Below are 20463 nucleotides of genomic sequence, written 5' to 3'. Positions count from 1 at the left end.
AGGAGCACATCATGACCGCTGCATGCGCCACCGGCCCGCAGAAGCCGCTCCCGCCCCGCACCCTCCTCACCGACGCCCAGTTCAACGACGTCCGAGCCACCATCCTGGACGACAACCCCAACATCGAGCCAGAGATGGCCTCACGGATCCTCATCGAGGCCCTCACGTTCGTCATCGCGGCGTCCCGCTTCCCGTCGGTACGGATCGCGCCCACCCGTGAGGTCGACGCGGGCTGGCACGCGCTGATCCTGCACACGCACCTGTACGCATCACTGTGCAGCAGGCTCGGCCGGACCGTGCACCACTACCCGGAGCGGCCGGAGGCGTCCCGTCATGACCCGGAGGTTCTGACGCGGACCATGGCCCTGATCGAGCAGGCCGGGTACACGCCGGACGCCGAGCTGTGGGTGGGTCCGGACCGGTCGCTCGTCTCGGTCGCCGCGAACTGCTCGCACACTCCGGTCCCGGGCGGCTGCGGCCCGATCAACCCGGGGAACCGCGCCACGCACGGCGGCGGGGAATAGGCTCGGCGGCCCACACGGCAGAGAGGAGAGGACATGAACGCCGACCAGGCCTTCGAGGTGCACGCCGCGATGCGTCAGCACGGCATCGCGGGAACGGTCACTCCGGTGACGCCGGACAATCCGGGGAGTACGTGGATCGTGCTGGACGCGGACGGCCGGGACGTGACTGGGTCTGTTCTCGCCAGGGTTGCTGCAGCACGCGGTCGGCGTTCCGAGCGTGGGTTCGTCGTCGCGCGCTGATCTGAGCCCGCCCCGGCCGGCGATCCCCCGCCGGCCGGGGCTACCACCGGGGCCGAGCCGCACGGGTTCCGAGAGGTCACGGCCGGTACGTCGGCGACGCCGGTGAGCGCGTCGGGACACGCTGCGTGCCCGCCCCGCCCACGCCCGGGCGCAGTGACGCCCCGACCTTCGTCTCCGCAAAGACCCTGGTCGGGACGTCGCCAGATGAGCCGGACCCTATGCATGCTTCACGTCGGGAGTCGAGCCACCACCATCCGCCGACCGGCCGGAAGCGTCCGGGTCACTCCGCCTCGTACGGCTCCTCGTACATGCCGTCGATGAGCGCGCCGTACTTGTCGCGGACCACCCGGCGGCGGAGCTTGAGGGAGGGCGTGAGCTCTCCGGTCTCTGGGCCCCATTCCTCGGTGAGCAGCCGGTAGCGCTTGATCTGCTCCGTCCGGTTGAGCCGTGCGTTGGCCGCCTCGACCGCGCGTGCGACCTCCTCGCGGACCGCGGGGTGTTCGGCGAGCGCGCCCGGGGAGGCGGCCTCGATGCCCCGGGCTGCCGCCCAGACCGGGGCCAGCTCGGCGTCCAGGACGAGCAGGGCGACGAGGTAGGAGCGGCCGTCGCCGTGCACCAGCGCCTGGCCGATCAGGGGGTGTTCCTTGACCGTGTTCTCCACCAGCGCCGGCGAGACGTTCTTGCCCGTAGACGTGATGATCAGTTCCTTCTTGCGGTCGGTGATCCAGAGGAAGCCGTCCTCGTCGATCCGGCCGACGTCCCCGGTGGGGAACCAGCCCTCCGGGTCGGAGGCGCTCTCCACCGAGCCGTCCGGGCGCAGGTAGCCGCCGAAGACGGTCGCACCGCGGGTGAGGACCTCCCCGTCCTCGGCGATCCGCAGCTCCAGCCCCTCGATCGGACGGCCCACCGAACCCAGCCGGAAGCCGTCGGGGCTGTTGAGCGTGCACACCCCGGCGGTCTCGGTGAGCCCCCAGGCGTCCATGATCGTGATGCCCCAGCCGGCCCAGAAGCGGACGACGTCGATGGGCATGGGCGCGGTGGCGCTGGCCGTCCAGGCGAGCCGGTCCATGCCCGCCAGGCGCAGCAGCGGGTCCAGCGTCCGCTCCTTGGCGGAGGCGTACGAGGCTTCGAGTCCGGCGGGCACCTCCTCGCCCCGCTCGTGGTGGCCGGCCCGGGCGCGGGCGAGGTCGTTGGCCTCCTCGATGGCGTGGCGCTGCTCCTCGGGGAGCTGTGCGAGGACCGCGCGGACGGAGGCGGCGAGCTTCTCCCAGACCCGGGGCACTCCGAAGAACTGCACCGGACGCAGCTCGCGGACGGCCGCGGACACGGCGGTGGGGTCGGCGCAGAGCATGACGTGCGCGGCCCTCAGCAGCGGCAGGTAGATGCCGAGGACCCGCTCGGCGATGTGCGCGAAGGGCAGATAGCAGATGTGCTCGGTGTGCTCGGGCAGGTCCACCCGCCCGTCGAGGCGGACCGCCTGCAGGATCAGGTTGCGGTGGGTCAGCCGCACGCCCTTGGGGTCGCCGGTGGTGCCCGAGGTGTAGACGACGGTGAGCGGGTCCTCGGGGTGGCTCTCCTGCCAGGCCTTCTCGAAGGCCTCGGCGCGGTGGATCCGGGCGCCGCTCGCGTACAGGGAGGCGTACGTGCCGTGCCGGCCGGCCTCGGCGGCCTCGGCGACGACCAGGCGCTCCAGGGGGACGTCGGCGGCGGCCAGCAGGGGTTCCCACCGGACGAGTTCACGGGCGCCCTCGACGACGGCGACCCGGGCCCGGCTGTGCCGGGCGATGTGCGCGATCTGCTCGGGCGCGGAGGTCCCGTACACGGTGACGGGCACCGCGCCCAGGTGGAAGAGGGCGAGGTCGCTGAGCCAGTGCTCCGGGCGGTTACCCATCATCAGCAGGACGTGCTCGCCGCGCTCGACGCCGAGGGCCGCGTAGCCGGCGGCGAGGACGGCGACCTGGTGGCGGACCTCGCTCCAGGTGAGCGTCGTCCACCCGGCCGCGTCGGGCCCATCGCGCCAGGAGAGGGCGGGGAGATCCCCGTACTCGGCGGCGTTGCGGGCCAGCAGGGCGGAGAAGGTGATCTCTTCGGGTCGTCCGGGCAGTCGCAGGTTCGTGGTCATGGGCAGCTCCTGGCCGTTTCACATCGTTGGTGCGACAGCAATACTGTTGAACCCAAGCTGTGGAGCAGAGAGCGAGGCGCAGACGATGGCCGACCGGGCAGGCGGGCCGATGCTCACCGTCGACGAGCTGGCGGCCCGGGCGGGCGTCACCGTGCGCACGGTACGGTTCTACAGCACCCGCGGGCTTTTGCCCCCTCCCGTGATCGGTCCGCGTCGGGTGGGGCACTACGGGCCCGAGCATCTGTCGCGGCTGGCCCTGATCGAGGAGCTCCAGCACCAGGGCATGACCCTGTCCGCCATCGAGCGCTATCTGGACGCCCTGCCCGACGACCTGAGCGCGCACGATCTCGCCATCCACCGGGCCATGGTGGCCAGTTGGGCGCCGGACGCGGCCCAGGAGGTCTCCCGGGAGGAACTGGAGAGACGGGCGGGGCGAAGCCTGTCGGACACCGACGTGCGGCGGCTGACGGCGATGAACGTGCTCGCCCCCTCGGGGGACGGGTTCCGGGTGGACGTGGGACTGCTGCGGCTGGGGGTCGCGCTGCTCGACGTACCGATCGCGCACGAGACGATCCTGGCGGCGCGCAAGGTGCTGGTGGAGCACACCCGGTCGGCGGCGCACGAGCTGACGGCGCTGTTCCGGGACGAGGTGTGGGGACCGTTCACCGAGGGCGAGAGCGACCCGGAGCGGGTGGAGTCGATGAAGGCGCTGTCGGCGCACATGCAGCCGATGGTGGTGCAGGCGCTGGTGACGGCCTTCCAGCGGTCGCTGCGGGAGGAACTGCGGGCGGCCTTCGCCCCGGAGTCCGGGTGACGACTCCGGGTCCGGGTCCGAGCCGGGGGGTCCGGGCCGGGGTCCGGGTCCGGGCCGGGGTCCGGGTCCGAGTCGGGCGCCGGGTCCGAGTCGGGCGCCGGGTCCGAGTCGGGCGCCGGACTGGCCCGGCCGCGTCCGTTGCAGCCGTGCGTGACGGTCATCCGTGACAGCCGTTCGGGTCTGCCGGACTGCGGGGGCGGGTGCGCGGCGTGAGGGTGGGGGTGGGCCGGGCGGCACGACGGCCCGGCCACCGACCGGAAGGACCGTGACCGCCGTGGCGCGCAACCGCCGTCTGATCCTGAGCCCGCCCGCCGACGTCTGGCGCCTCCTGGCCGACGGGCGCCGCTACGGGGAGTGGGTGACGGGAACCCGGCAGGTCCTGGCCGCGGACCCGCACTGGCCCGACGTGGGCGCCCGGCTGCGGGTCCGCGTCGGCGCCGGCCCGCTGACCCTCGACGACACCTGTGTCGTCCGCGTCTGCGAACCGCAGCGGCGTCTGGAGCTGGAGGCGCGCGCCGAACCCTTCGGCGCGGCCCGCATCGCCATGAACCTGGCCCCGTGGGGCGGGAACACCCTCTTCACCCTCGACTGGCATCCGCTGCGGGGTCCCGGTACCCGTATGCACGGGCTGCCGGTGGACTACCTCGTCGCCGTGCGCAACGGCATGATGCTGACGAAACTGGCCAGGATCGCCGTCCGGGAACACCCCGTGGCCGCTCCCCGGTGACCGGGCCCGGGCGCCGGTCGGCACCCGCGCCGCCCGGGTAGTTTATGGATCATGGCAGTCATTCACCGCACCACCATGTCACCCGGCAAGCTCGAACTGCTCGCCGCCTGGTTGCCGTCGAGGCCCTGGTACCGGGGCGGGGACGCGCCGCTGCTCGCCAAGGCGGGCGGGTTCCGGCTCGACGATCCCGAGGGCGAGGTGGGCATCGAGTTCATGGTGGTCACCGACACCTCGGGGGACTCCCCGGTCACCTACCAGGTCCCGATGACCTACCGCGGGCTACCGCTGGCGTCCGCCGCGGACGGCCTGATCGGCACTTCCGAGCACGGTGTGCTGGGCCGTCGCTGGATCTACGACGGGACCCACGACGTGGTCCTGGTCGAGCAGTTGCTCGCCCTGCTGGCGGGCCTCACCACCGCCCAGGACCAGAACGCGAGCAACGCCCCCGACCCGACGGTGGAGGTCCGCAGGGAGGGTGCCGGGGTGCCGCAGGGCCTGACCGGTCCGGGGACCGTGACGGACACCGACGACGCGAGCCTCGTCACCGTGGGCCCTCTGATGCAGGAGGGCCCGGTGTCGACCCTGACGCTGTGCCGGGTGCTCCGGCCGGGGCCCGCTCCCGAGGGGGACGGCGCGACGGGACGGGTGCTGGCCGACTGGTCCGCCCCGGACGGCGCCCGGCAGCACGGTCCGTTCGCCCACCTGGCCGCGTCCGGGCGCTGACGGCGGAAGGCCTCAGGCCGCACGACGACCCGGGCCCACAGGACACCCCCGGCCCGCACACGCCCCGGCCCGCAGGACACCCCCCGGCCCGCACACGCCCCCGGACCCGACGCGCGGGCCCGGGGGCGTCCGTACGGAATCAGTCCGCGTAGGTCTCGCCGCGCTCGGCCTTCTCCACGAGGGAGGCCGGCGGGGTGAACCGCTCGCCGTACCTCTCCGCGAGCTCGCGGGCGCGGGCCACGAAGCCGGTGAGCCCGCCCTCGTAGCCGTTGATGTACTGGATGACGCCGCCGGTCCAGGCCGGGAATCCGATGCCCATGATGGAGCCGATGTTGGCGTCGGCGACCGAGGTGAGCACGCCCTCGTCGAGGCAGCGGACGGTGTCCAGGGCCTCGGAGAAGAGCATCCGCTCCTTCAGGTCCTCGAAGGGGACCTCGTGGCCCGGCTCGGCGAAGTGCTCGCGCAGGCCCGGCCAGATGCGGGTGCGCCGGCCCGACTCGTCGTACTCGTAGAAGCCGGCGCCGCCGCTGCGGCCGGGGCGGCCGAACTCGTCGACCATCCGGTCGATGACGGTGTCGGCGGGGTGCTCGGTCCAGGTGCGGCCCTCCGCCTCGAAGGCCTTGCGGCTCTCGTTGCGGATCCTGCGGGGCAGGGTCAGGGTGAGCTCGTCCATCAGGGAGAGGACCTTGGCCGGGTAGCCGGCCTGCGCGGCGGCCTGCTCGATCGAGGCGGGCTCGACGCCCTCGCCGACCATCGCCACGCCCTCGTTGATGAACTGGCCGATGACGCGCGAGGTGAAGAAGCCCCGCGAGTCGTTGACCACGATCGGGGTCTTGTTGATCTGGCGGACCAGGTCGAAGGCGCGGGCGATGGCCTCGTCGCCGGTCTGCGCCCCCTTGATGATCTCGACGAGCGGCATCTTGTCGACGGGCGAGAAGAAGTGCAGTCCGATGAAGTCGGCGGGCCGCTTCACGCCCTCGGCGAGCCCGGTGATGGGCAGGGTCGAGGTGTTGGAGCACAGCAGCGCGTCGGGGGCGATGACGTCCTGGATCTCCTGGAACACCTTGTGCTTGAGGGCGGTGTCCTCGAAGACGGCCTCGATGACGGCGTCGCAGCCCGCGAGGTCGGCCGCGTCGGCGGTCGGGGTGATCCGGGCGAGCAGCTCCGCGCGCCCCGCCTCGGTGGTCCGGCCGCGCGACAGCGCCTTGTCGAGCAGCTTCTCGGAGTACGCCTTGCCCTTCGCGGCGGCCTCGGCGGTGACGTCCTTGAGGACCACCTCGATGCCCGCGCGGGCGCAGGAGTAGGCGATGCCGGCGCCCATCATGCCGGCGCCGAGGACGGCGACCTTGCGGACCCGGCGCGGCTCGACGCCCTGCGGGCGGCTGCGGCCGGCGTTGACGGCCTGGAGGTCGAAGAAGAACGCCTGGATCATGTTCTTGGCGGTCTGTCCGGTGACCAGCTCGGTGAAGTAGCGGGCCTCGATGGTCAGCGCGGTCTCGAAGTCCACCTGGGAGCCCTCGACGGCGCAGGCCAGGATGTTGCGCGGCGCCGGGTAGGGGGCGCCGTTCAGCTGCTTCTTCAGGTTGGCCGGGAAGGCGGGGAGGTTCGCGGCGAACCGCGGGTTGGACGGCGTACCGCCGGGGATCTTGTAGCCGGGCACGTCCCAGGGCTGCTGCGACTCGGGGTGGGCGTCGATGAAGGCGCGGGCCTTGGCCAGCATCTCCTCGGGCGTGGCTGCCAGTTCGTGCACCAGGCCGTTGTCCAGGGCGCGCTGCGGGCTGTACTGGGTGCCCTGGAGCAGCACCTTCAGCAGCGCGTCGGCGATGCCCATGAGGCGTACGGTGCGGGTGACGCCGCCGCCGGCCGGGAGGAGGCCGAGGGTGACCTCGGGCAGGCCGATCCTGGAGCCGGGCGCGTCGAGGGCGACGCGGTGGTGCGAGGCGAGGGCGATCTCGTAACCGCCGCCCAGGGCGGCGCCGTTGATGGCGGCGACGACCGGCTTGCCGAGGGTCTCGATGCGGCGCAGGGAGCGCTTGATCTCGGTACCGGTGTCGAAGGCGAGCTGCGCGTGCTCGGGGCGCAGCCGGATCATGTCCTTGAGGTCGCCGCCCGCGAAGAAGGTCTTCTTGGCGGAGGTGTAGATGATGCCGCGGATGGAGTCCTTCTCGGCCTCGGCGCGGTCGGCGACGGCCGCGATGGAGTCCTTGAAGGCCTGGTTCATGGTGTTGGCGGACTGGCCCGGGTCGTCGAGGACCAGGGTGACGACGCCGGTCTCGTCCTGTTCCCAGCGGATCGTGGTGGACTCGCTCATGTTCGCTACTTCCGTGTCGGAGGGGTCGGGGGACAGGGACGGTTCAGAGGCGTTCGACGATGGTGGCGACACCCATGCCGCCGCCGACGCAGAGGGTGACGAGCCCGTAGCGCTTGTCCTGCCGCTCCAGCTCGTCGACGATCGTGCCGAGGATCATCGCGCCGGTGGCGCCGAGCGGGTGGCCGAGCGCGATGGCGCCGCCGTTGACGTTGACCTTGTCGAGGGACAGGCCCATGTCCTTGACGAAGCGCAGGACGACGCCGGCGAAGGCCTCGTTGATCTCGACGAGGTCGATGTCGTCGATGGTGAGGCCGGCCTTGGCGAGGGCCTTGCGGGTGGCCGGGGCGGGGCCGGTGAGCATGATGGTGGGCTCGGAGCCGGAGACGGCCGCCGAGACGATCCGGGCGCGCGGGGTGAGTCCGTTGCGCTCCCCCGCCTCGCGGGAGCCGATCGCGACGAGCGAGGCGCCGTCGACGATGCCGGAGGAGTTGCCCGCGTGGTGGACGTGGTCGATCTTCTCGATCCAGTGGTACTTCTGCAGCGCGACGGCGTCGAACCCGCCGAGCTCGCCGATGTCCGCGAAGGACGGCTTCAGCTTGGCGAGGGTGTCGGCGGTGGTTCCCGGGCGGACGAACTCGTCGTGGTCCAGGACGACCAGGCCGTTGCGGTCGGTGACCGGGACCACGGACTTCGCGAAGCGGCCGTCCTTGATCGCGGCGGCGGCGCGCTCCTGGGAGAGGGCCGCGTACTCGTCGACGTCGCGCCGGGAGAAGCCCTCGATGGTGGCGATCAGGTCCGCGCCGATGCCCTGCGGGACGAACCCGGTGTCCCAGTTGGTCATCGGGTCGGCGAACCAGGCGCCGCCGTCCGAGGCCATCGGGACGCGGGACATGGACTCCACGCCGCCGGCCAGGACCAGGTCCTCCCAGCCCGAACGGACCTTCGCGGCGGCCAGGTTGACGGCTTCCAGACCGGAGGCGCAGAACCGGTTCTCCTGTACGCCGGCCACCGTGTCCGGCAGCCCGGCCGCGATGGCCGCGATCCGGGCGATGTCGGAGCCCTGGTCGCCGACCGGGCCGACGACGCCGAGCACGATGTCGTCGATGGTGGCGGGGTCGAGGCCGGGGTTGCGCTCGCGCAGGGCGTCGATGAGTCCGACGACGAGGTCGATCGGCTTGGTGCCGTGCAGGGAGCCATTGGCCTTGCCGCGGCCGCGCGGGGTGCGGATCGCGTCGTATACGTAAGCTTCGGTGCTCACTGGTCAAGCCTTTCGGTGTGCGGGAGGGTCCTGGGAAGGTCCTGGGCAGGTCCTCGGCGGGGCTGCGGGTGGGATGGGGTCAGCTGAGGAGGGACCGGCCGATGATCTCCTTCATGATCTCGGTCGTGCCGCCGTAGATCGTCTGGATCCGGCCGTCGGTGAAGGCCCGTGCCACCCGGTACTCGGTCATGTAGCCGTAGCCGCCGTGGAGTTGCAGGCAGCGGTCCGCCACACGCTTCTGCAGTTCGGTGGCCCACCACTTGGCCATCGAGGCGTGCACGTGGTCCAGCTCGCCGTTGGAGTGGTCGGTGATGCACCGGTCGAGGAAGGTCCGGGTGACGGCGACCTCGGTGGCCATCTCCGCGATCTCGAACCGGATGTGCTGGAGCTTGGACAGCGGACGCCCGAAGGCCTCGCGCTCCTTCACGTACTGGGTGGTGATCTCCAGCAGGTGCTCGGCGGCGGCGATCCCGGCCATGGCGATGCCCATCCGCTCCTGCGCGAGATTGGTCATCAAGTGGACGAAGGCGCCGTTGAGTTCGCCGAGCAGGTTCTCCTTCGGGACGCGCACGTCGTGGAAGAACAGCTCGGCGGTGTCCTGCGCCTTCTGGCCGATCTTGTCGAGGTTGCGGCCGCGCTCGAAGCCCTCCGCGCCGCGCTCGACGACCAGCAGCGACAGACCGTGCGCCCCGCCCTCGGGAGTCGTTTTCGCCACCACGATCACCAGGTCGGCGAGGATGCCGTTGGAGATGAAGGTCTTGGAGCCGTTCAGCACCCAGTGGTCGCCGCGGTCCTCGGCCGTGGTCCGGATCCCCTGGAGGTCGGAACCCGCGCCCGGCTCGGTCATCGCTATGGCGGTGACGGTCTCGCCGGAGCAGAAGCCGGGCAGCCAGCGGCGCTTCTGCTCCTCGGTGGCGAGCGAGGTCAGGTACGGCCCGATGATGTCGTTGTGCAGGCCGATGGCGAGTCCGGGCGCACCCGCCCTGGTGAACTCCTCGGCGATCACGGCGGCATAGCGGAAGTCGGTGTTCCCGCCGCCCCCGTACTCCTCCGGGACGGCGAGCCCGAGCAGGCCCTGGCGGCCGGCGGCCCGCCAGGCCTCGCGGCTGACGATGCCGTCCTTCTCCCACTGCTCGTAGTGCGGCAGCACCTCCTTGGTGAGGAAGGTGCGGACGGTCTCACGGAACGCCTCGTGGTCGGCGTCGAAGATCAGGCGCTTCATCGCAAGGGCTCCTCAAAGCCAGTTCTTGACGGTTTCGATCAGGCGGGCCGGCTCGGGGCCGACGGGGGTGACGTTGAGCATGGTGACGCCCGCCTCCCGGAAGGCCTCGACACGCTCGCGCACGTAGCCCTCGGGCCCGCACAGGGTCATCAGCTCGCAGAACTCGTCCGGTACGGCGGCCGCCGCGTCCCGCGTGCGGCCGGCGAGGTAGAGCTCCTGGATCCGGCGGGCCGCGTCCCCGTAGCCGTAGGCGACGGCGAGGTCGTTGTAGAAGTTCTTGCCGACCGCGCCCATGCCGCCCACGTACAGGGCGATCTGCGGGCGGGCGCGTTCCCGTACGGCGGCCGCGTCCTCACCGATCGCGAGCAGGCCGCCCGCGACGGTGTGGAGCGGACCGAGCTCGGGCGGACGCCCGGCCGCCCCCTCGGCGAGCGGGCCGCCCCACACGGACGCGGCCTTCTCCGGGATGAAGAGCGTGGGCAGCCAGCCGTCCGCGATCTCGGCGGTCAGCCGCACGTTCGCCGGGCCGAGCGAGGCGATGTAGACGGGGATGCTGTCGCGCACCGGCCGGGTCAGGATCCTCAGCGGCTTGCCGTGCCGGCCGCCCTTCTCCGGGGGCAGCGGCATGTCGGTGATGCCGTGGTGGTCGATCGTCTCCCGGCGCCAGATGCGCCGGCACAGCTCGACCGTCTCCCGGGTGCGGCCGAGCGGCTTGTCGTACGGCTTCCCGTGCCAGCCCTCGACGACCTGCGGTCCGGAGGCGCCGAGGCCGAGCAGCGCCCTGCCGCCGGAGACGGCGTCCAGTCCGGCGGCCGTCTGCGCGATGAGGCCGGGGGTGCGCGAGTAGACGTTCATGATCGCCGAGCCGATCCTCAGCCGCTCGGTGCGGGCGGCGAGGTAGCCCATGATCGTCGGGGAGTCGAAGCCCCAGGCCTCGGCCACCCAGACGGCGTCGAGGCCGGCGGACTCCAGCGCGGCCGCCTCGTCGGCGGCCCGCCGCGGGTCGCCCGCGTAGTCCAGCATCATCGACAGTTCCATCAGGCCTCTTTCGGGAGCAGGGCCGGTACGTCCCAGTCGGCGGCCACCGACTCGGTGTGCGCACCCGGCAGGGCCGGTCCGCCGGTGACGGCGGCCGGGGTCGCGGAGAACCGCGGCGCCGGGGCCGGCTGCACGGTCCCTCCGACGTCGGTGAAGGTCCCCCGGGCGGCGAGGTGCGGGTGGCCGGGGGCCTCGCGCAGCGAGAGCACGGGCGCCACGCAGGCGTCGCTCCCCTCGAAGACCGCCGTCCACTCCGCGCGTGTTCGGGTCCGGAAGCGGGCGGCGACGGCCTCGCGCAGCTCGCCCCAGCGGGCGATGTCCTTGCGGGCCGGAGCCCGGCCGGCGATGCCGAGGAGCTCCGTGAAGGTGTCGTAGAACTGCTGCTCCAGCGCGCCGACCGCCATGTACCCGCCGTCGGAGGTCTCGTAGGTGCCGTAGAACGGGCAGCCGCCGTCGAGGAGGTTGGCGCCGCGCCGGTCCTGCCAGCCGCCTGCCGCCATCATGCCGTGGATCATGGCCGTGAGGTGCGCGGTGCCGTCGACGATGGCCGCGTCGACGACCTGGCCGGTGCCGGCGGCCCGGGCGTGCTGGAGGGCGGCGAGGACGCCGATCACCAGGTAGAGCGAGCCGCCCGCGTAGTCCCCGACCAGGTTGGCCGGGACCGCCGGAGGCTCGCCGGGGCTGCCGATCATGCCGAGGGCGCCGGTGACGGCGATGTAGGCGATGTCGTGGCCCGCGGTGTGCGCGAGCGGGCCCTCCTGGCCCCAGCCGGTCATCCGTCCGTAGACGAGGCGGGGGTTGCGGGCGTGGCAGTCGGCCGGGCCGACGCCGAGCCGTTCGGCGACGCCGGGACGGAAACCCTCGATGAGGACGTCGGCCCGCTCGACGAGGTCCAGGACGCGGGCGGGCCCGTCTGCGGACTTGAGGTCGAGGAGGACGGAGCGCTTGCCGCGGTTGGTGATGTCGTGGGCGGGATCGACCGCGAGAGCGCCACCGCCTGGCCGGTCCACGCGTACGACGTCCGCTCCCAGGTCGGCGAGGAGCATGGCGGCGAACGGCCCCGGGCCGATGCCGGCCAGTTCGACGACGCGCACGCCGGCGAGCGGGCCGTTGCCGCTCGCCGCCCCGGTCCCGTTCCCTGTCACTGCCATCGAGCCCCCAGCGTCTGCGGTGTGCTTGGTATGCCTGGTGTGCCTGGTGTGCGGCTGTGTGACACAACTGATGTAACACCGGTGATGCTAGGAACGTGTTCCACCGAGCACAAGCCCCCGGGCCGGGCTCCGCCGGGATCGGCCGACATGGGCGTATCCGGGCCCCGGGGCGGCGGCGAAATCGAAGGGCCCACCCCCTGATAGATCGTTCCGGGAGTCTGTACTCTGAACACGCTTTCGAGCTGATCAAGCTTTCAATCAGATATCTGGGGGACCGGTGCGTCGTCGCCGTCTTGTCATTTCCGTTGCCGCCCTCGCGGCGGGCGTTGGCCTCATCCCGGGCGTGGCCCAGGCCGACCCGGCCAAGCCGGACGCGCGCGGCACCACCAAGCCTGACCTGGACCTGGGCAAGGACGCCAAGGCGAAGGGCCACGCCTTCACCAGTCCCGCGGAGCGCACGGTCCGCACGGCCCTGCCGCCGGCCAAGACCGGGGCGGCCACCGCCCCGCAGGTGCAGTCCGTCAACGCCAACGCGGACCTCGCCGTCGGCGTCGCCGCCTACGGCACCACGGCCCACGGCATCGAGGTGGACACCACCATCATGAGCGTGGACACCCCTCTGAAGGTCACCATCGACTGGGGCGACAAGAAGCAGGACACCTTCGAGGCCTACGGCTCCGACGAGCGGACCACGGCCCACACCTACGCCGAGGTCGGCTCCTACACGGTCAAGGTCACCGTGACGGACGCCGCGAACAACCTCTCGGCCGTCAACGAGGTCAACTTCGTCACCGAGGGTTCGGACTTCACCCCGTACGCCCCGACCCGTCTGCTGGACACCCGCAACGGGACCGGCGCGCTCCAGGGCATGGTCCAGCCGTACAGCTCGACCCGTGTGAAGATCGGCGGCAACGGCTCGATCCCCGTCGGCGTCACCGCCGTGGTGCTCAACATCACGGTCACCAACACCTCCTCCGACGGCCACATCACCGCCTTCCCCGAGGGCACCCAGCGTCCGACCACGTCGAACGTCAACTACAAGGCCCGTCAGACCGTCCCGAACCTGGTCATCGTGCCGGTCGGCAAGAACGGCTACGTCGAGATCGCCAACCGCGGCGGCATGCCCGTCGACCTGATCGCCGACGTCACTGGCTACTTCTCCACGACCGCCTCCAGCGGTTACACGCCGATCACCCCGTCCCGCTTCGTCGACACCCGCGAGGGCCTCGGCACGACGCGGGCCCAGCTCGGCGGCCGGAAGACCTTCTCCACCCAGATCAGCGGCCTGCGCGGCGTGCCCCAGGGCATCAGCGCCGTGGCGCTGAACGTGACGGTCACCAACCCGAAGGAGGCCGGCCACCTGTCGGTCTTCCCGGGCGGCGGCGCCACCCCGACCGCGTCGAACCTGAACTTCACCGCCGGCCAGACGATCGCCAACTCGGTCATCGTCCCCGTCGGCCAGGACGGCAAGATCAGCGTCTTCAACGGCGCCTGGGCGGGCGTCGACGTCATCGTCGACGTCGTCGGCTACTACAGCACCGACAGCAAGAGCGCCTTCCGGCCGATCACGCCGGAGCGCCTGGTCGACACCCGTGACCCCAACGACCCCGTCTACGGGCCGCTGTGGGGCCAGGAATACATCTACATGCCGCTGGCCTACGACGACCCGAGCATCACGGGCTTCGTGCTGAACTCCACGGTCACCAACACCCAGGGCGACGGGTACCTCACGGTCACCCCGGACCCGAACTCGCTGGACGACTACATCAACCGCACGGCGCAGTGGCCGACGCCGCCGAACTCCTCCAACCTGAACTGGACGAAGGGCGCCACCGTCCCGAACCTGGTCCAGGCGAGCACCGGCAGCAACGGCATCATCGACGTCTGGAACCGCGGCTGGGACGACATCGACCTCATCGTCGACATCTTCGGCCTCTACCAGCAGGGCTGATCCACCGGCAGGTGAACCATCCACCGCCAGGTGAACCACACGGCGCCCCGGGCGCGGCTGCACGGCCGTTCCCGGGGCGCCGTCGTCCGTTCGGGCCGCACCCCCTATCCTCGGCCACCCGACACCCACTGGAGGAGCTCTCATGAACGCAGGGGTCCCGCAGGACCGGCCGGCACGGGCCTACGACGTCGTGCTCTTCGGCGCGACCGGGTTCGTGGGGGCGCTGACCGCCGAGTACCTCGCCGCGCACGCGCCCGCCGGCTGCCGGTGGGCGCTCGCCGGCCGGGACCTCGCGAAGCTGGAGCGGCTGCGCGAGCGGCTGGCCGCGGTCGATCCCGCGTGCGCGGCGCTGCCGCTGCTGCGCGTGGACGCCCAGGACGCCGCCGCCGTACGCGAACTGGCCATGTCCACCCGGGTGCTGGCCACGACCGTGGGGCCGTACATCTGGTACGGGGCCGAGCTCGTGGCCGCCTGCACCGAGGCGGGCACGGACTACGTGGACCTCACCGGCGAGCCGGAGTTCGTGGACCGGATGTACCTGGAGCACGACGCGCGGGCCCGCGAGACCGGGGCCCGGCTCGTCCACGCGTGCGGCTTCGACTCGATCCCGGCCGACCTCGGCGCGTACTTCACGGTCCGGCAGCTGCCGGAGGGACTCCCGCTGACGGTCGACGGGTTCATGCGGTCCAACGCGTTCTTCTCCGGCGGGACCCTGGCCTCCGCCCTGACGGCGCTGGGCCGCGGCCCCCAGACCCTGGCGGCCGCGCACGCCCGCCGGCTGCACGAGCCCCGGCTGCTGGGGCGCCGGGCGCGCGGGCCGCTGGGCGCGCCGCGGTTCAGCCGTGAGACCGGTACCTGGGCGCTGCCGCTGCCCTCGCTGGACCCGCGGATCGTGGCCCGGTCCGCGGCCGCGCTGGAGCGCTACGGCCCGGACTTCCGCTACCGGCACTACGCCTCCGTCCGGCACCTGCCCGTTGCCCTGGGCGGTGCGGCGGCGGTGGGCGCGACGGCGGCGCTGGCCCAGGTGCCGGCCGCCCGGCGGTGGCTCATGGACCGGTGGGAGCCCGGCCGCGGGCCGGACGCGGAGCGGCGGGCGCGTAGCTGGTTCACCGTGCGGTTCGTGGGCGAGGGCGGCGGACGGCGCGTGTTCACCGAGGTGTCCGGCGGCGATCCGGGATACGGGGAGACCGCGAAGATGCTGGCGGAGTCGGCGCTCTGCCTGGCCCACGACGCCCTGCCGGAGACCGCCGGCCAGGTGACGACCGCCGTGGCGATGGGCGACGCCCTGATCCACCGCCTGCAGAAGGCGGGGATCACCTTCCGGGTGGCCGACGCCCGCTGACGGCGGGCCGGCTCAGGAGGCCTCCCGCAGCGCCCTGCGGCACAGCGAGTCGGCGCGGCGGGTGGTCTCCGGGATCCGGAAGCGCGGGCTCAGCGCCAGGACGTGCGCGCAGGCGTTGTCGAGCGACACCTTGTGCCCGACCGAGACGAACACCGGTTTGGTCGCGTCCTGCGTCCGCAGGGCCCGCCCGACCTCGGTCCCGTCGGCGGCGAGCAGCGCGGAGGCGTCGCCCCGCCGGCTGCCCGGCTCCTCGTGGGTGAAGGTGAACGGGTTCTTCGCGACGCCGATGGAGGGGAGCCCCGTGACCACCCCGAGGTGGCAGGCGAGGCCGAAGCCGCGGGGGTGGGCGAGGCCGTAGCCGTCGCAGACGACGAGACCGGGACCGGCGGTCAGGGCGTCGAGGGCGGCCAGGACGGTCGGCAGCTCGCGGAAGGCGAGCAGCCCCGGCACGTAGGGGAAGCTGACGTGCCCGACGGCGGTGGCCTCCTCGACGACCTCCAGGGTGGCGGCGTCGAGCACCACGGCCGCGGCGGCGACCAGGTCGCGCGTGTCGTCGTAGGCGACGTCCACCCCGGTCACGAGCCCGCGGCCGGGCGGCGGCCCGAACTCGTCGAGTACGACGTGATGGCGCAGTTCGTCCTGTATCGCCCGGGCCTCGGCCTCGTCTGCGGGGGTTTTCACACTCGTCATGGTGGACCGAGAGTAACCTGACGATCATGTTCGTCATGGAGCTCTCCTACACCGCGCCCCTCGAAGCAGTCGAGGAGCAGATGGACGCCCACATCGCCTGGCTGGACGGCTACTACGCCTCCGGGGTCTTCCTCGCGTCGGGGCGCAAGGTCCCGCGCGAGGGGGGCGTCATCCTGGCCGGAGGGGTGTCCCGGGCCGAGATCGAGAGGATCGCGGCCGAGGACCCCTTCACGGTCGCGGGCGTCTGTGCCTACCGCATCACCGAGTTCATCGCCACGAAGACCTCGGCGGACCTGGCGACGGTCCGGGAGAACCCGCTCGGCTAGGGGTCTTGCCGGTCAGGCCGGGTCGCGGGCCCCGGCGACGCTCCGCGTCGTCTCCCTCGTCCGCCTTGCGCTTCCCCTCCGCCCTGCGGGCCTGGGGAGGCCCCATGGCACCAGAGCCGCCCCCTGATCCGGCCCGACCGACAAGACACCGCCCAGGCAGCACCACGCCGGACGGCGGGCGGCAGGCTCCGGGTCAGTGGCGTTCCAGCCGGGCGACCCGGCCCTTCTCCCCCGCCGCCCAGCATCCCGTGTCGGGCGCGCAGTCGACCGTGTCGAAGGAACCCGCGTCCAGCGGCCGCCAGTTGCGGCCCCCGTCCGTGGTCACGTCCGTGCCCGTGGGTCCGACCGCGAGGGCCGTCCCGCGGCTGTACGGGTACCAGGCCGCTCCGGACCGGTAGGCGGGCGGCGGGGTCGTCGCCCCGCTCCAGGTGCGCCCCCCGTCCGAGGACACCGCGGCGGCCTGCGGGGAGGCCTGGCCGGCTCGGTAGTCGCCGCCCACGGCGAGGCCCCGCGTACGGTCCCGGAAGGCGAGGGCGAAGACGCCTCGTGCGGGATCGCCCGCCGGCACGGTGGATTCGGCCACCCGCCAGGTCCGGCCGCGGTCCGCGGAGTGCAGGATGCGGGCGCTCGCCCCGCCCCCGGTGGCCAGCCAGACGTCGCGCGGGCCGGCGCTGACCAGGCACTGGCCGCTGGCGGCGAAGCCCGCCTCGCCCGGCAGCGCCGCGGGCATGCCCTCGCCGGGCAGCACGCGCCAGTGGCGGCCGCCGTCGTCCGTGGCGAGGATGCGGAACTTCCCGTCCACCGGATCGCTCATGGCCAGCCCGTGCCGGGCGTCGAAGAAGGTCAGGCAGTCGTAGAAGGCGCGCGGGTCGGGGTTGCGGAAGGTCTCGGTCCAGGTGGCGCCGCCGTCCTCGGTGCGCAGCACCCGGGAGGCCTCGCCCTCACCGATGGACAGGGCCACCGCTCGCCGGGCGTCGAAGGCCTCGATGTCGCGCAGTTCGAGTTGGTCCGCGACGGCGCCGGGCGGCGAGACGTCCTGCCAGCTGCGGCCGCCGTCGAGCGTGCGCAGCACGGTCCCTTTGGAGCCGGCGGCCCAGGCCGTGGTCCGGCTGACCGCGGCGAGTCCGCGGAAGCGGGCCGTCGTACCGGTCTCCTTGAGGGCCCAGCCGTCCGCCCGTAAGTCCGTTGCCCGGTCCTGCTCTTCGGCGTGTGCGGGGCCGGCGAGCACCCCGGCCGCCAGGATTGCCGCGCACATGCCAATTCCAACATCCAGAGGTCTCATGGCGCCGGAAGCTAACGCACCCCGGAACCGCCGTCCAGAGGGCGTCCCGGCCTGCGTTCCGCCGGTCGGGTGAGCGACAACCGGCCCTTCTCCGGGGCTCCCCGCCCCCGCTCGGCGCACCGGCCCGCCTTCGGGCACCTCCACCCACCCGGTCACTCTGTGCGATCACACAGAAAGGTTCCGGCCATTCGGTGACACAGCTCACTCGAACCCCCATGCACGGATTTGCCGATTCCGGCGTCTATCGGGTTGCCGGGCTCCCCCCCCACCGTCCGGCAGCAGATCCGCCTCAAGGGAGTGAGCCTTGATCACTGTCATCGAGCAGGCCGCGCAGGCCCGTCTGGTCGCAACCGCGCCGAAGGTCGAGACCGTTCCCGTCACCCTCTGTTACGACCGGGCGGATCCCTTCGCCGTGCGCATGGCCTTCCCCGCCCCGGCCACCCTGGAGGGCGTAGAGGTCTCGTGGACCTTCTCGCGCGAACTGCTGGAGTCCGGGCTGGACCGCCCGTCCGGCTGCGGCGACGTGCGCGTGCGGCCGTACGACGGGGACCGGACCACGATCGAGTTCCACGCGGTGGAGGGGGTCGCGATCGTGCTGATGCTGACGGCCGACCTGCACCGCTTCCTGGAGCGGGCCGCGGCCGTGGTCCCGCCCGGCCTGGAGCACCTCTACCTCGACATGGACCACAGCCTGGCCGAGCTGATGCGCGACACCTGCTGACCTGCACGGCGATCCCGCCGGTGATCCCCGCTGCGATCACCACGGCCGTAAATCGTTTGCGGGCGGTCGCTCGCCGCCCGTAGCTTCGTTGACGCCCCATTGCCGTCGAACGGAGCAGGACGTTGCTCTTCTGAGGTCCGAGACACCGACCACCGCGCCCGTCACCACCGTGACCCTGTCACCACCGTGACCCTGTCACCCCCGCGCGCCCCGTGATCCCGTCATCACGGCCGCCGTGACGAGCGCGGTCATCATCCGAGCGTCGGCTGTCTCCCCGCGTTGCACGCACTACTCACGCAACCTGGAGGCCTCCATGAGTCACGCCCCTGCATTCATCACCTGCTCCGCCCTGTCCTTCGACTGGCCTGACGGAACCCCCGTGTTCGACGGGTTCAACCTGGCCGTCGGCCCCGGCCGCACCGGCCTGATCGGGCTCAACGGCAGTGGCAAGTCCACCCTGTTGAAGCTGATCGCCGGTCTGCTGATCCCCTCCGAAGGCCAGTCGTCCGTCGCCGGCTCGGTCGGATACCTCCCCCAGACGGTCACCCTCGACACCGCGCTGCGCGTGGACGAGGCGCTCGGCATCCGCACCGCGCGCACCGCCCTCCACGCCATCGAGGCGGGCGAGGCAACCGAGGCGAACTTCACCGCCGTCGGCGACGACTGGGACGTGGAGGAGCGGGCCCTGGCCACGCTCGACCAGCTCGGTCTCGGCCGGATCGGCCTGGACCGTACCGTCGGCGAGCTCTCCGGCGGGGAGTCCGTCCTGCTGCGGCTGGCGTCACTGCTGCTCGCCCGGCCCGACGTCCTGTTGCTGGACGAGCCCACCAACAACCTGGACCTGCGCGCCCGGGGCCGCCTGTACGCGGCCGTCGAGTCCTGGTCCGGGGTGATGCTCCTGGTCAGCCACGACCGGGAGCTGCTGGAACGGGTCGACCAGATCGCCGATCTGCGCGACGGCGAAGTCCGCTGGTACGGAGGCAACTTCACCGACTACGAGACCCTGCTCGCGGCCGAACAGGACGCGGCGGAACGGATGGTTCGGGTCGCGGAGGCGGACGTACAGCGACAGAAGCGCGAACTGGCCGACGCGCAGGTCAAATTGGCCCGGCGCAAGCGGTACGGCCAGAAGATGTCCGAGAACAAGCGCGAGCCGAAGATCGTGATGGGCGCGCGCAAACGTGCCGCCCAGGAATCGGCCGGCAAGCACCGCATCATGCACACCGAGAAGCTGGCCCAGGCGAAGGAGCGGCTGGACCAGGCGGTGGAGGCGGTCCGCGACGACGCCGAGATCCGCATCCGACTGCCCGCCACCGTGGTCCCGCCCGGGCGGCGCGTCCTGACCCTCAGCGATCTGCGCCTGCCGCACGGCGCCCGCGTACCGGGCGAGTGGGAGCTGCGGGGCCCGGAGCGGATCGCCCTGGTGGGCCGCAACGGCTCGGGCAAGACCACGCTGCTGCGCGCGATCGCGGGGCAGCTCGCGCCGGAGTCCGGGACCGCCGAGACCCATGTGGCCACACGGTTCCTGCCGCAGCGGCTGGACGTGCTGGACGAGGACCGCTCGGTCGTGGAGAACGTGGCGCGCTTCGCCCCGCAGGCCGGCAACAACCTGATCCGGGCCCGGCTGGCGCACTTCCTCTTCCGGGGCGGCCGGGCGGACCGGGCGGCCGGCACCTTGTCGGGCGGCGAGCGGTTCCGGGCGGCGCTGGCGGCGCTGCTGCTGGCGGAGCCCGCCCCGCAGCTCCTGCTGCTGGACGAACCGACGAACAACCTCGACCTGGCGAGCGTCCGGCAGTTGACCGACGCGCTGGAGTCGTACCAGGGCGCGCTCGTGGTGGCCAGCCACGACGTGCCGTTCCTGGAGTCGATCGGCGTCACGCGCTGGCTGCTGCTGGACGGCGAGCTGCGGCCGACCACGGCCGAGGACGTCCGGGAGGCGCTGTGGCACGGATGACCGCCTGAGGGGCACGGCGCTCGCGGTTCCCTCCCCGCACGAGGGTGCGTCACACGAGGCACGGACA

18 protein-coding genes are annotated in these 20463 nt (G+C 72.4%); 10 read left to right on the top strand and 8 right to left on the bottom strand.

All coding sequences use genetic code 11. From position 1 onward, the window contains the following. The first annotated feature begins 11 nt into the window (after nt 1–11). Nucleotides 12–524, top strand: coding sequence for a glycine-rich domain-containing protein (locus AAT21_RS10940; RefSeq protein ID WP_046776454.1), 513 nt, complete (start codon nt 12–14; stop codon nt 522–524). Between the two features lie 33 nt (nt 525–557). Beyond that, nucleotides 558–764 carry a hypothetical protein gene (locus AAT21_RS10935; protein ID WP_046776453.1) on the top strand — a complete coding sequence of 69 codons (207 nt, stop codon included), beginning with the start codon at nt 558–560 and terminating at the stop codon, nt 762–764. A gap of 280 nt (nt 765–1044) precedes the next feature. Here the strand turns inward: AAT21_RS10935 and AAT21_RS10930 are convergent, their stop codons facing one another. Continuing rightward, complete coding sequence (locus AAT21_RS10930) at nt 1045–2886, bottom strand: AMP-dependent synthetase/ligase (protein WP_046776452.1); 1842 nt, start codon at nt 2884–2886, stop codon at nt 1045–1047. Nucleotides 2887–2971: 85 nt separating this feature from the next. On the opposite strand from AAT21_RS10930, the gene AAT21_RS10925 reads away from it, so the two are divergent. The 3 genes from AAT21_RS10925 to AAT21_RS10915 all read left to right on the top strand — a co-directional run bounded on the left by AAT21_RS10925 (nt 2972) and on the right by AAT21_RS10915 (nt 5150). Beyond that, complete coding sequence (locus AAT21_RS10925) at nt 2972–3700, top strand: MerR family transcriptional regulator (protein ID WP_046776451.1); 729 nt, start codon at nt 2972–2974, stop codon at nt 3698–3700. Between the two features lie 274 nt (nt 3701–3974). Next, entirely contained in the window at nt 3975–4427 is a 453-nt protein-coding gene (locus AAT21_RS10920) for an SRPBCC family protein (protein ID WP_107081291.1), read from the top strand. Nucleotides 4428–4478: 51 nt separating this feature from the next. Then, nucleotides 4479–5150, top strand: coding sequence for a maltokinase N-terminal cap-like domain-containing protein (locus AAT21_RS10915; RefSeq protein ID WP_046776450.1), 672 nt, complete (start codon nt 4479–4481; stop codon nt 5148–5150). A gap of 139 nt (nt 5151–5289) precedes the next feature. On the opposite strand, the gene AAT21_RS10910 is transcribed toward AAT21_RS10915, so the two are convergent. The 5 genes from AAT21_RS10910 to AAT21_RS10890 all read right to left on the bottom strand — a co-directional run bounded on the left by AAT21_RS10910 (nt 5290) and on the right by AAT21_RS10890 (nt 12130). Then, nucleotides 5290–7461, bottom strand: a complete 2172-nt coding sequence (locus AAT21_RS10910; protein WP_046776449.1) for a 3-hydroxyacyl-CoA dehydrogenase NAD-binding domain-containing protein — start codon at nt 7459–7461, stop codon at nt 5290–5292. Between the two features lie 43 nt (nt 7462–7504). Next, nucleotides 7505–8719, bottom strand: coding sequence for an acetyl-CoA C-acetyltransferase (locus tag AAT21_RS10905; protein ID WP_031157883.1), 1215 nt, complete (start codon nt 8717–8719; stop codon nt 7505–7507). Between the two features lie 79 nt (nt 8720–8798). Further along, nucleotides 8799–9941 (bottom strand): acyl-CoA dehydrogenase family protein, encoded by a 1143-nt coding sequence (locus tag AAT21_RS10900; protein ID WP_046776448.1) that lies wholly within the window; start codon nt 9939–9941, stop codon nt 8799–8801. A gap of 12 nt (nt 9942–9953) precedes the next feature. After that, the gene (locus AAT21_RS10895; protein ID WP_046776447.1) at nt 9954–10979 is read right to left on the bottom strand and encodes an LLM class F420-dependent oxidoreductase; all 1026 of its coding nucleotides are present in this window, start codon (nt 10977–10979) and stop codon (nt 9954–9956) included. Continuing rightward, a complete protein-coding gene (locus tag AAT21_RS10890; protein ID WP_046776446.1) occupies nt 10979–12130 on the bottom strand; it encodes a CaiB/BaiF CoA transferase family protein in 1152 nt (383 codons plus the stop codon). The genes AAT21_RS10895 and AAT21_RS10890 overlap by 1 nt, the downstream gene beginning before the upstream one ends. Nucleotides 12131–12473: 343 nt before the next feature. Between AAT21_RS10890 and AAT21_RS10885 the strand changes: the two genes are divergently transcribed. Further along, nucleotides 12474–14081 (top strand): PKD domain-containing protein, encoded by a 1608-nt coding sequence (locus AAT21_RS10885; protein ID WP_046776445.1) that lies wholly within the window; start codon nt 12474–12476, stop codon nt 14079–14081. A gap of 142 nt (nt 14082–14223) precedes the next feature. Next, nucleotides 14224–15423 carry a saccharopine dehydrogenase family protein gene (locus AAT21_RS10880; RefSeq protein ID WP_046776444.1) on the top strand — a complete coding sequence of 400 codons (1200 nt, stop codon included), beginning with the start codon at nt 14224–14226 and terminating at the stop codon, nt 15421–15423. Nucleotides 15424–15435: 12 nt separating this feature from the next. Here AAT21_RS10880 and AAT21_RS10875 read toward each other — a convergent pair whose 3' ends face one another. Beyond that, entirely contained in the window at nt 15436–16113 is a 678-nt protein-coding gene (locus tag AAT21_RS10875) for an endonuclease V (protein WP_046776443.1), read from the bottom strand. 26 nt (nt 16114–16139) lie between these two features. Here AAT21_RS10875 and AAT21_RS10870 point away from each other — a divergent pair, with 26 nt between their 5' ends. Beyond that, a complete protein-coding gene (locus AAT21_RS10870; protein ID WP_030965206.1) occupies nt 16140–16439 on the top strand; it encodes a YciI family protein in 300 nt (99 codons plus the stop codon). Nucleotides 16440–16632: 193 nt separating this feature from the next. Here the strand turns inward: AAT21_RS10870 and AAT21_RS10865 are convergent, their stop codons facing one another. Then, complete coding sequence (locus AAT21_RS10865; protein ID WP_327152729.1) at nt 16633–17694, bottom strand: WD40/YVTN/BNR-like repeat-containing protein; 1062 nt, start codon at nt 17692–17694, stop codon at nt 16633–16635. 331 nt (nt 17695–18025) lie between these two features. On the opposite strand from AAT21_RS10865, the gene ssgD reads away from it, so the two are divergent. After that, the gene (ssgD, locus tag AAT21_RS10860) at nt 18026–18442 is read left to right on the top strand and encodes a spore wall synthesis regulator SsgD (protein ID WP_046776441.1); all 417 of its coding nucleotides are present in this window, start codon (nt 18026–18028) and stop codon (nt 18440–18442) included. 313 nt (nt 18443–18755) lie between these two features. After that, a complete protein-coding gene (locus AAT21_RS10855; protein ID WP_200904369.1) occupies nt 18756–20396 on the top strand; it encodes an ABC-F family ATP-binding cassette domain-containing protein in 1641 nt (546 codons plus the stop codon). The last annotated feature ends 67 nt before the right edge of the window (nt 20397–20463 follow it).

Origin of the sequence: Streptomyces yangpuensis (assembly GCF_001005295.1) — a bacterium.
Lineage (GTDB): Bacteria > Actinomycetota > Actinomycetes > Streptomycetales > Streptomycetaceae > Streptomyces > Streptomyces yangpuensis.
This window is presented reverse-complemented; position numbering and strand designations above follow the sequence as displayed.